This is a genomic window from Streptomyces sp. NPDC056479, assembly GCF_042795335.1.
In the GTDB taxonomy this organism is placed as follows: Bacteria; Actinomycetota; Actinomycetes; order Streptomycetales; family Streptomycetaceae; genus Streptomyces.
In genome coordinates, this window is record NZ_JBHTRZ010000007.1 from 20,027 (window position 1) to 30,557 (window position 10,531).

The window sequence follows — 10,531 nt, forward strand, 5'->3', positions numbered from 1 at the left end:
TCGTCCGCGTCTTATGAGACTGCCTGTCAGCAAGGTCGTCAATCCCTTGCGCAGTACTTGTTGACCCCGCGTCTACCCCGTGTGAGCCTGCGGAGCATGCCGACATACGACCTGTACACCAACGATCCGGGAGAACCTCTCTGGCAGGTGCCGGCGGCCGGCGCGGCACGCTTCGGCTGGGAGTACGACGACGGGCGCGAACGGCTTCTGGCCCTGTATCAGAAGGGCAAGGACAAGCAGTGGGACGGGCAGCGCAGGATCGACTGGGACCTGGAGGTCGATCCGTTCGACTCGCTCGGTACGCCGGAGGAGGCGATGGCGCTCTACGGGACGCCGTACTGGGCGAAGATGAGCGAGCGGGAGAAGGGTGAGCTGCGGAAGCACTATGCGTCCTGGCAGTTCAGTCAGTTTCTGCATGGCGAGCAGGGCGCGATGATCTGTGCCGCCCGCATCGTGGAGTCGGTGCCGGACATGGACGCGAAGTTCTATTCGGCGACGCAGACGATGGACGAGGCGCGGCACGCCGAGATCTACGGGCGTTTTCTGCACGAGAAGATCGGGATGGTCTATCCGATCAACGACAATCTCCAGGCGCTGTTGGGCGACACGCTGCGGGACAGCCGCTGGGACATGCCCTACCTCGGGATGCAGGTGCTGATCGAGGGTCTCGCGCTGGCCGCCTTCGGCATGATCCGGGACACCACCACCAAGCCGCTGCCCCAGCAGATCCTGGCCTATGTGATGCAGGACGAGGCGCGGCACGTGGCCTTCGGGCGAATGGCGCTGCGGGACTACTACAAGCAGCTGACCGATGCCGAACTCCGCGAGCGCGAGGAATTCGTCATCGAGGGCTGCTATTTGATGCGGGACCGGCTGCGGGGGGTCGAGGTCCTGGAGAACTTCGGCATTCCGAAGACCGAGGCGGAGGAGCTCAGCGAGCGGTCCGAATTTCTCCAGCTGTTCCGCCGGTTGCTCTTCTCGCGCATCGTCCCCTGTGTGAAGGACATCGGGCTGTGGGGCAAGCGCCTTCAGCAGGCCTATGTCGACATGGGGGTCCTGGAAATGGGCGACTCCAATCTGGATCTGCTGATGGCGCAGGACGAGGAGATCGCCGAGAAGCTCGACGCCGAGCGCTTCGCGGTGGAGGAGCGGGATCGGGTGGCCGAGGTCCAGGACGCGATCGAGGCCGGCGCCGAGGGTTAGACCGAGCAGCCCAGTCCGTCCGGCACCTCGCCGAGCACCGGCTCGGCGCCCCGTGGCGGGAACGACGTGCGCAGGGTGAAGGCGTAGGGGGTCGGGCCGTTGGTGCGGAGGTGGAGGAGGCGGGACTCCGCCTCCGCGACCGTGGGGCGGTGGCCCGCCGGGACCCACCACAGGGCCGTCATCGCCTCCTGCACGCGCTCGAACCACTCGCGGCGGCGGGCCAGCATCTCGCGGTGGCGGCCCTGGTACATGTACGCGGTCAGGGCGTTGGTGTCGCGCCACATCGTCAGGTTGATGATCAGCCACTCGTCCCCGAAGACGCTCACGTCCGTCGCGTCGCCGGCGTCGCCCTTCAGCCGCCAGACGAAGCCGTCGGCGGCCTCCGCGTCGGCGTTCACCGGGTCGAGGTTGTCGACGAAGTCCTTCAACTGCGGGGAGTCCAGCGGGGCCTTGAGGCGGGCGATGTTGACCTGGGCGAGCTCGAAGGCGGCTTCCGGTGCGGCTGATGTCGTCATGAACCGAACGATAGGTCGGTCGGGCCGCCGGGCGCAGCGGGTGTCTCAGTGGGTGGGCATGGTCGCCCGCGTCAACTGTCCCCGGGTGCCCGTGACTTCAGCACCGCCTCCATCACCGCCCGCGCGATCGGCGCCGCGTCGCCGCCCCCGCTGATCTCGCCCCGGTCCGCGTCCGCGTCCTCCACCACCACCGCGACCGCGACCTTGGGCTCCAGGTCACGGTCGCCCTTCGCCCAGGAGACGAACCAGGCGTACGGGGTTCCGGAGTTGCCGAGGCCGTGCTGGGCCGTGCCGGTCTTGCCGCCGACCGTCGCACCCGGGATCCAGGCGTTGGTGGCGGTGCCCTCTCGCACCACGTCCACCATCATTTCCTTCATGAGCCTCGCGGTCGACGGCCGCATCGCCTGCCGGACGGGGCGCGACCCGCCCGTCGAGACCGTGGCGCCGCTCGCGCGGGTCGTGCGCTCCACCAGATACGGCGAGCGGACCTGGCCGCCGTTCGCCACGGCCGCCGCGACCATCGCCATCTGCAGCGGGGTGGCGCGGGTGTTGTACTGCCCGATCGACGACAGGGCCAGCTGCCCCTTGTCCACCTTCGTGTCGAAGGTGGACTCCGCGACCGAGAACGGGATCTTCAGCTTCGCGTCGTTGAAGCCGAATGCGCCCGCCGCCGACGCCATCCGGTCCACCCCGACCCTGACCCCCAGCCGTGCGAACACCGTGTTGCACGACCACTCGAACGCCTTCCGCAGCGGAACGTCCTCGCAGCCCTCGGACTCGTTGGTCAGCTTGGTCCTGGTGCCCGGCAGGGTGTACGGGTCCGGGGAGTCGGTCGGCTCGTCCAGGTCCTCGACCACACCCGCGTCCAGCGCCGCGGCCGCCGTCACCACCTTGAAGGTCGACCCCGGCGGATACGTCTTGCGCACCGCCCGGTTGAGCATCGGCTTGTCCGCGTCCCGGTTCAGCGACGACCAGGACCTGCTCACCGAGGCGCCGTTCCCGGACAGGGCGGACGGGTCGTACGAGGGTGCGGAGACCAGGGCCAGGATCCGTCCCGTCGACGGTTCGATCGCCGCCACCGCGCCCTTGCGGCCGTCCAGCCCCTCGTACGCCGCCTCCTGCGCGGCCTTGCGCAGTGTGGTGACGACGTCGCCGCCGGGGTACAGGTCGCGGGTGGCTCCGCTCCACGGGAACGGGGAGAGCAGCGGGTCCGTACCGGCGAGGACGCCGTCCTGCGAGTGCTCCAGGAGCGTGGTGCCGTACTCCTGCGAGGCGAAGCCGGTGACGGGGGCGTACATCGGGCCGTTCGTGTACGTCCGTTCGTAGCGGAGGTGCTCGCCGGTGTCGTGGGATCCGGTGACCGGCTCGCCGTCGACCACGATGTCGCCGCGCGGCTGTCCGTAACGGGCGATGGTGGTGCGGCGGTTGGCGATGTTGTCGTCGTAGGCCGGGGCCTCGAAGACCTGGATGCGGGTGGCGTTGACGAGCAGCGCGACCAGCAGCAGGGCGCAGAAGAAGGCGGCGTGCCGGATGTGCCGGGTCATCGGACGCTCTCCGCGCGGTCGTCGGATCCCGTCATCCGGGCGGCCTCCTCGCTCTTGGGGACGCCTAGCCGGCTGCGCGCCTTGTCGCTCACCCGGATCAGCAGCGCCACGATCGCCCAGTTGGTGACGACCGACGAGCCGCCCTGGGCCAGGAACGGCATCGCCATGCCGGTCAGCGGGATCAGGCCCGTCACCCCGCCCGCGATCACGAACACCTGGAGCGCCACGATCGAGGCGAGCCCGACCGCGAGCAGCCGGCCGAAGGGGTCGCGCAGCGCGAGGCCGGCCCGGTAGCCGCGCTCCACCAGCAGGCCGTAGAGCAGGAAGATGGCGGACAGGCCCGCCAGGCCCAGCTCCTCGCCCGCCGTCGCCAGGATGAAGTCCGACTTGGCCGCGAAGCCGATCAGGATGGAGTGGCCGAGGCCCAGTCCCGTGCCGAGCGTGCCGCCCGCCGCGAAGGCGAACAGCGACTGGGACAGCTGGTTCGGGCCCTCGCCCGCCTCGATGGAGGCGAACGGATGCTGCCAGTCCTCGACCCTGCCGTGCACATGCGGCTCCAGCTCCCCCACGGCCACGGCGCCGAGCGCCGCGAGCAGCAGACCGACGGCGATCCAGCCGGTGCGGCCGGTGGCGACGTAGAGCAGGACCACGAACAGGCCGAAGAAGAGGAGCGAGGTGCCGAGGTCGCGTTCGAGGATGAGGACGCCGACGCTCAGCAGCCAGATGGCGACGATCGGGCCGAGGACGCGCCCGGTGGGCAACTGCAGCCGCTCGCTGCCGAAGACCCGTCGGCCCGTGTACGCCAGCGCGCTGCGGTTGGCGGCCAGATACGCCGCGAAGAACACCGCGAGCAGCACCTTCGCGAACTCGCCGGGCTGGATGGAGAATCCGGCGATCCGGATCCAGATGCGGGCGCCGTTCACGGACGGGAAGAAGATCGGGAGGGTGAGGAGGACGAGTGCGGCGACCACACAGACGTAGGAGTAGCGCTGGAGCACGCGGTGGTCGCGCAGGAGGAGGACGACCACGATGAACAGGGCCACCCCCAGCGTGGACCACACGAGTTGGGTGGGCGCCGCCCGGTCGCCCGGGGTCTCCAGGTCGAGCCGGTAGATCAGGACCAGGCCGAGGCCGTTGAGCAGCACGCCGATCGGCAGCAGCAGGGGGTCGGCGCAGGGGGCGCGCAGACGCACCGCCAGATGGGCGACCAACGCGAGGACGCCGAGCCCGGCGCCGTAGCCGGCGGCGCCGGGCGGGACGGTGCCGGTCCTGGCGAGGCCGACCGCGCAGTAGCCGTACACGGAGAGCAGGACGGCCACGACGATGAGGGCCAGTTCGATGCCACGGCGCCGGGGGAGCGGTACGGCGGGAGCGGGGGCGTCCGCTGTCACCAGGTTGGTTCCGGCCTTGGTCATGTCCGGAACTTACCCAAATAGTCAGTCTTGTGTGCCTAACGGCTCAGCAGGTGCGCGGCGTGCCGCTCCGCCCTCGGGGTCTGTTCTATCGAAGGGTCAGTTGCGCCACGGCGCCGCCGTCCACGGCGTTCGAGAACGTCAACCGCGCCCCCAGCACCTCGGCCTGCCCCAACGCGATGGTCAGCCCCAGCCCGTGCCCCTTCGCCCCGGACTCGGTGCGGAAGCGCTGCGGGCCGTGCGCGACGAGGTACTCCGGATAGCCGTCACCGTGGTCCCGCACGGTGACCACCGGCCCGTCCACGGTCAAGGACACCGGCCCGCGCCCGTGCTTGTGCGCGTTGGCCACCAGATTTCCCAGCACCCGCTCCAGCCGTCGCCGGTCCGTCTCCACGACCAGGTCCCGCAGGACCACGACCTCGGTCCCGGTCCCGGACGCCCGCACCACCCGCTCGGCCAACGCCCCGAGCGGCTCACCGTCCGGCTCCGAGCGCTCGCGCCCGCTGTCCAGCCGCGAGATCTCCAGCAGATCCTCGGTCAGCGTGCGCAACGCGGCCACCCGGTCCTGCACCAGCTCCGTCGGCCGCCCGTGCGGAAGCAGCTCGGCCGCGGCGTGCAGCCCGGTGAGCGGTGTGCGCAGTTCGTGCGCCACGTCCGCCGTGAAGCGCTGCTCGGCGAGCAGCTTGCCCTGCAGCGACGACGCCATCGAGTCGAGTGCCGCGGCGACGGCGGCCACCTCGTCCGGCGGCCGGGTGGAGTCCTTCGTGCGGGGGTCGTCCACCCGTGCGTCCAGGTCGCCGCCGCTGATCCGCCGCGCCACCCGGGCCGTGGCGTGCAGCCGCCGCGTCACCCGGGTCACCGCGAACGCGCCCACCAGTACCGTCACCCCGATCGCGAGGCCCGACGACCACACGATCGCCCGGTCGAGCCCGTCGATGGTGCGGGCCTGCTGCGAGTAGTCCACCTCGACCGCGAGCGCGCGCTCGCCGTCGGCGGGGCCCGCCGCCCACATCGTGGGGCGGCCGTGGTGGTCGGCGACCATCGTGCCGCGTTCCCCGGCCACCGCGACCTCCCGCAGCGACTCGGGCAGCTCCGGCGGGTCGAGGCCGACGCCGTGTCCCAGGGGGTCCCCGGCCTCGAACGCCGCCGTCGCGTCCTCCAGCCGGGACAGCGCGAGATCGCGGGCCTGGCCGACGGTCTGGTTGGTCACCGAGACATGCACGAGGATGCCGAGCAGCGCGGCGAGCGCGCAGCACATCACCGTGATGAAGACGGCGGCCTTCACGGCCAGCGTGCCGGCCCACTGGGGGAGCGCGAGCCTCATGGCGTGCTCGCCGAGGCCGAGGGGGAGGAGGAGGGCGAGGAGGAGGGCGAAGAAGAGGGCGAGGAAGAGGGCGAGGGGTGCGGTGTCGTCTTGCGCCCCCCGGTGCGCAGCATCTCGTCGTGCGTGAGCAGCATCGCCTTCTGGTCGGCGTCCCAGGTCCACTGCAGCCGGTACTCGTACCCGGCGACCTCGGACGGCGAGCGTATGATCACCGACCGCCCGGCCAGTTCCACGCCGCTGATGGCGTCGTCCCAGCTCATCACCTGCACGAGCCGGTTCTTCTCGACGGTGTAGACCCGCACCGCGGTCGTCTTGCCGGGCATCAGCCGGAAGCCGAGCGTGAGCTCGGGGCGCCCGTCACCGGTCAGATCCCGGTAGTACGGCCGCAGCACCGGGCACTGCCCGTGTCCGGCGCCGGCGGAGCAGTGGGTCATCAGGCGCCCGGTCTCGCGGTACTGCGCGTCCTTGCCCTCGTAGTCCCCCCGGCTCTTGGCCATCTCCCTGCGTACGACCACCACCGGGTTCACGTCGCGGATGTCGCCGCCGGGAGCCGCGACGCCCTTCACGACCTCCCGGTTCACCTCGCCGATCTCATAGGCGGGCCGGGACGCCGGCGTCAGCTTCGGCCAGAGCTTGTCCGGGCTGACCGCGGTCTCGGTCGGACCCGCGCCCTGGAGGCCCCCGGCATCCCCGCAGGCCGTCGCGGCCGACAGCAGCAGTGCGACAAGGGCACTGAGCGCGGCGGCGCGCGTGAGGCGGCTGGGAGGCACGGTTCTCCTGGGGCTCGGGTGGTGGTCGGCCCGTACACACTATTCGTACGGAAGTCCTTTTTGCGCACCCGGTGGGCGGACGGGCGACGGGCTACTCGGCGAGCTCCTCGAGCAGCCGGGCGGTGGACAGGCCGGCCCGGAGGTAGTCGACGAACAGCTCGTTGTGCAGGGCCCACGGAGAGCGGCGGGAGCGTATCAGCCGGATCGCCTGCTCGGCGGAGTGGCTCCGGCGGACCAGGGCGTGGGCGACGACGAGACCCGAGCGGTTGTACCCGTGATAACAGCGGACGAGGACCCTGTGGCCCTCGTCCAGCGCCTCGCACGCGGCCTCCGCCAGCCGTATCACCCCCGCGAGCTGGGTGCCGTCCAGCGGTCCGTCGGGGATCGGCCAGACATGGTGCTCGACACCGGAATCGGGTCCGTGTCCGGGCAGCCGCAGCAGCGTCTGCACGAGATCGAACTCGTCCCGTACGACGGCGAACTCCAGTTGCCCCGAGCGCCCCCGGAATTCGTGCCCGCCCATCCACAGGCCGGGCACGATCTCGCTCCACGGGCTGTCCGGAGCAGGTACGTCGGGTTGCTTCCTGCGGGTACGCAACGGCGCCTCCCCAACCACCCCTAGGGCCTGTTCTGAGTGTCCCCGCCTGCGCCCCGACGCCCGGCACGCACCCTCGGCGCACGCCGCCCCTGGACAGGTGGCTCCGCCACATGACCAGAGACGCCGCACGCCGAGGGCACGCACCGAACGCCGCTGCGCCCGTGCTCCGCACGGACGACGGGGACACTCAGAACAGGCCCTAGCGGGGGGGCTGCCCAACTCCTCTCAAAGGTAACCGGGTTCTTGCCCCCGCAGCACCCCGCCTGTTCCCATGGTCATGGGGTGATGGTGCATGAACGGACTGCGCGTCATACCGACCTGGCGGCACGGCCAGGAACGGCTCTACGTCTGCCACACCGACGGGCGGAATCTCGCCTGGTACGACCGTGAGGCGGGCCGGGTCAACCTGCTCAGCGACGAGCGCAGGGAGGACGTCCTGGAGGCGCTCGGCCCCTTCATCACCGGCACGGTGACGGTGGGCCCGCCCCCGGTGCCCACCCCTGCCGAGCTGGCCCGGCTGACCCTCCATCCGGACGACGACCTGGCGCCCAACCGTCCCGGCGAGGCGCTTCTGATCGACCTGGACCGGGATCCGGGACCCGCGCACCGGCTGCGGCCCGACCCGCGCCGTCGCGCACTGACGGCGGAGCAGACGGTCGGGGAGGCGCTGGACCGGCTGGACCGCGCCGGCTGGCACACGCTGCACTCCGTGCCGCTGCCCGGCGGGGACCGTATCCACCATCTGGCGATCGGGCCGGGCGGGCTGTTCGCGCTGTACTCCCTGTACGCCCGTAAGCAGAGGGTGACCATCGCCGACCCCACGGTCTCCCTGGGTCGCCGGGACTCCTCCCCGCTGCTGCGCCGCGTCCGCGCCGACGCCGACCGTGCCTCCTACGCCCTGACCGCAGAGGTCCGTCCAGTCCTCGCCCTGGTCGCCCCGGCCGATGTGACGATCACCGGGTCGGTGCGTGAGGTGCGGGTGGTGCGGGACACGGAGGTGGAGGGGCTGGCCCGGACGGGCGGGGTGCTGAAGCCGGCGGATGTGGAGGCGCTGCACGCGATGGCCCGGGACCGGGGGGTGTGGGCCGGCGCCGGCTGAGCGGTGTCGGCCGGGGTGACGGTCCGGCACGGGAAGGCCCCGGTCAGGGCAGCTCGGTCGCGCGGTCCGCGTCCAGCAGCGGAGCCAGCAGGTCGCCGTAGTCCTGCAGGCGTGGCGCCAGATCAGGGGCAAGGAGGGTCAGGGCGGCGGGGGAGCGGCAGTCCTCCACCTCATCCCAGCCGACCGGGGCGGACACCGTCGGTTCGGGGCGGGCGCGCAGGGTGTAGGGGGTGGCCGTCGTCTTGCGGGCGGCGTTCTGGCTCCAGTCGACGAAGACCTTTCCGGGCCTGAGGCTCTTGGTCATCCGGTGGATCGCCAGCCGGGGCATGGCCTTCTCGGCCTCCACGGCGAGTTCCTTCGCGTACTCCGTGGCCCGCTCGGAGGAGGCCGGCCGGATCGCCGCGGCGAGATGGAGACCCTTGGAGCCGGAGGTCTTCGCGTACGCCTCGATGCCGTCGGCGGCCAGCCGCTCCCGCAGCCAGAGGGCGACCTCGCAGCACTCGACCACCGTGGCGGGCGGGCCGGGGTCGAGGTCGAAGACCAGCCGGTCGGCCTCGCCGGGCGCGCCGATCACCCACTGGGGCGTATGGAACTCGGTGACGAGGTTGGCGGCCCACATCAGGCTCGCGAGGTCCTGCACGAACACCATCCGGGCCGGCCCCTCCACACGGGGCACCTCGGCGGTGGTGACCCAGTCGGGGGTGCCCGGCGGCACGTTCTTGGTGAAGAACACCTGGCCGTCCGGCCCGTCGGGATAGCGCAGGAAGGACACCGGCCGATCCCGCAGATGAGGCAAGAGCGCATCGGCGGTGGTGGCGTAGTAATGCAGCACCTCACCCTTGGTGAAGCCGGTCGCCGGATACAGCACCTTCTCCAGATTGCTGAGCGCGAGCCGTCGCCCCTCCACCTCTGTGATCGGCGTCATACGATGAGAATTCCAGATATTAGGGTGAATGTCCGGGCGAATATCACCAGGCCGATCGAAAGGGTGCTGCACGTGCGATCCATTTGGAACGGCGCCATCTCGTTCGGCCTGGTCAGCATCCCGATCAAGCTGGTGAACGCCACCGAGAACCGCTCGATCGCCTTCCGGCAGATCCACACGGAGGACGGCGGCCGTATCCGCTACCGCAAGGTCTGCGAGCTGGAGGACCGTGAGGTCACCCAGGCGGAGATCGGCAAGGGGTACGAGGACGCCGACGGCACGATCATCCCGATCACGGACGAGGACCTGTCCCATCTGCCGCTGCCGACCGCGAAGACGATCGAGATCGTGGCCTTCGTGCCGGTCGACCGGATCGACCCGCTCCAGATGGACAGCGCGTACTACCTCGCGGCGGGCGGGGCGCCCGCGGCCAAGCCGTACACCTTGCTGCGGGAGGCGCTGAAGCGCAGCCAGAAGGTGGCGATCGCGAAGTTCGCGCTGCGGGGCCGTGAGCGGCTCGGCATGCTGCGGGTGGTCGAGGACGCCATCGCCATGCACGGGCTGCTGTGGCCGGACGAGGTCCGGGCGCCCGAGGGGGTCGCGCCGGACACGAACGTCACCGTGAACGACAAGGAGCTGGACCTCGCGGACGCCCTGATGGACACCCTCGGCGAGATCGAACTCGAAGAGCTGCACGACGAATACCGCGAGGCCCTGGAGGAGGTCGTCGCCGCGAAGGCCGCCGGCGAGGCCCCGCCCGAGGCACCCGAACCCGCCCGGGCCGGCAAGGTCCTCGACCTGATGGCGGCACTGGAGAGCAGCGTGCGGGCGGCCAAGGAGTCGCGCGGCGAGCAGCCGAAGGACGAGGCCGAGGTCCACCGCCTGCCCCAGCGCAAGTCGGCCCGGGCGGCCCCGAAACAGACGGCGGGCAAGAAGTCGACGGCCGCCACGAAGAAGACGGCGGCCAAGAAGACGACGGCCTCGGCCAAGAAGTCGACGTCGAAGTCCGCCCAGGGCGCGAAGAAGACGACGGCCAAGAGCACGGCGAAGAGCACGGCGAAGAAGACCACGGCGAAAACGACGGCCAAGAAGACCAGCTCACGCAAGCGCACCGCGTAGCCGGTGGCGGCGAGCGCCCTGC

10 protein-coding genes are annotated in these 10,531 nt (G+C 71.0%); 3 read left to right on the top strand and 7 right to left on the bottom strand.

Annotated elements, in window-relative coordinates:
* Positions 1 to 96 precede the first annotated feature (96 nt).
* Positions 97 to 1,203 (top strand): ferritin-like domain-containing protein, encoded by a 1,107-nt coding sequence (locus tag ACFQ6S_RS26450; protein WP_383414622.1) that lies wholly within the window; start codon positions 97 to 99, stop codon positions 1,201 to 1,203.
* Here the strand turns inward: ACFQ6S_RS26450 and ACFQ6S_RS26455 are convergent.
* The 6 genes from ACFQ6S_RS26455 to ACFQ6S_RS26480 all read right to left on the bottom strand — a co-directional run bounded on the left by ACFQ6S_RS26455 (position 1,200) and on the right by ACFQ6S_RS26480 (position 7,366).
* Complete coding sequence (locus ACFQ6S_RS26455) at positions 1,200 to 1,718, bottom strand: DUF3291 domain-containing protein (RefSeq protein ID WP_383414624.1); 519 nt, start codon at positions 1,716 to 1,718, stop codon at positions 1,200 to 1,202. The two genes, ACFQ6S_RS26450 and ACFQ6S_RS26455, sit on opposite strands and share 4 nt — an antisense overlap.
* 71 nt (positions 1,719 to 1,789) lie before the next feature.
* Positions 1,790 to 3,262, bottom strand: coding sequence for a penicillin-binding transpeptidase domain-containing protein (locus ACFQ6S_RS26460; RefSeq protein ID WP_383414627.1), 1,473 nt, complete (start codon positions 3,260 to 3,262; stop codon positions 1,790 to 1,792).
* Positions 3,259 to 4,677 (bottom strand): FtsW/RodA/SpoVE family cell cycle protein, encoded by a 1,419-nt coding sequence (locus ACFQ6S_RS26465; protein ID WP_383414629.1) that lies wholly within the window; start codon positions 4,675 to 4,677, stop codon positions 3,259 to 3,261. The genes ACFQ6S_RS26460 and ACFQ6S_RS26465 overlap by 4 nt, the downstream gene beginning before the upstream one ends.
* 85 nt (positions 4,678 to 4,762) lie before the next feature.
* A complete protein-coding gene (locus tag ACFQ6S_RS26470; RefSeq protein WP_383414632.1) occupies positions 4,763 to 5,998 on the bottom strand; it encodes an ATP-binding protein in 1,236 nt (411 codons plus the stop codon).
* Positions 5,995 to 6,768 (bottom strand): hypothetical protein, encoded by a 774-nt coding sequence (locus tag ACFQ6S_RS26475; protein ID WP_383414635.1) that lies wholly within the window; start codon positions 6,766 to 6,768, stop codon positions 5,995 to 5,997. The genes ACFQ6S_RS26470 and ACFQ6S_RS26475 overlap by 4 nt, the downstream gene beginning before the upstream one ends.
* A gap of 91 nt (positions 6,769 to 6,859) precedes the next feature.
* Positions 6,860 to 7,366: a dual specificity protein phosphatase family protein gene (locus tag ACFQ6S_RS26480; protein WP_383414638.1), complete on the bottom strand. Its 507-nt coding sequence runs from the start codon at positions 7,364 to 7,366 to the stop codon at positions 6,860 to 6,862.
* A gap of 292 nt (positions 7,367 to 7,658) precedes the next feature.
* On the opposite strand from ACFQ6S_RS26480, the gene ACFQ6S_RS26485 reads away from it, so the two are divergent.
* On the top strand, positions 7,659 to 8,465 hold the full coding sequence (locus ACFQ6S_RS26485) for a nuclease-related domain-containing protein (protein WP_383414641.1): 807 nt from the start codon (positions 7,659 to 7,661) through the stop codon (positions 8,463 to 8,465).
* A gap of 43 nt (positions 8,466 to 8,508) precedes the next feature.
* Here ACFQ6S_RS26485 and ligD read toward each other — a convergent pair whose 3' ends face one another.
* Entirely contained in the window at positions 8,509 to 9,390 is an 882-nt protein-coding gene (gene ligD / locus ACFQ6S_RS26490; RefSeq protein WP_383414644.1) for a non-homologous end-joining DNA ligase, read from the bottom strand.
* 63 nt (positions 9,391 to 9,453) lie between these two features.
* Here ligD and ACFQ6S_RS26495 point away from each other — a divergent pair, with 63 nt between their 5' ends.
* Entirely contained in the window at positions 9,454 to 10,509 is a 1,056-nt protein-coding gene (locus ACFQ6S_RS26495; RefSeq protein ID WP_383414647.1) for a Ku protein, read from the top strand.
* Positions 10,510 to 10,531 lie beyond the last annotated feature (22 nt).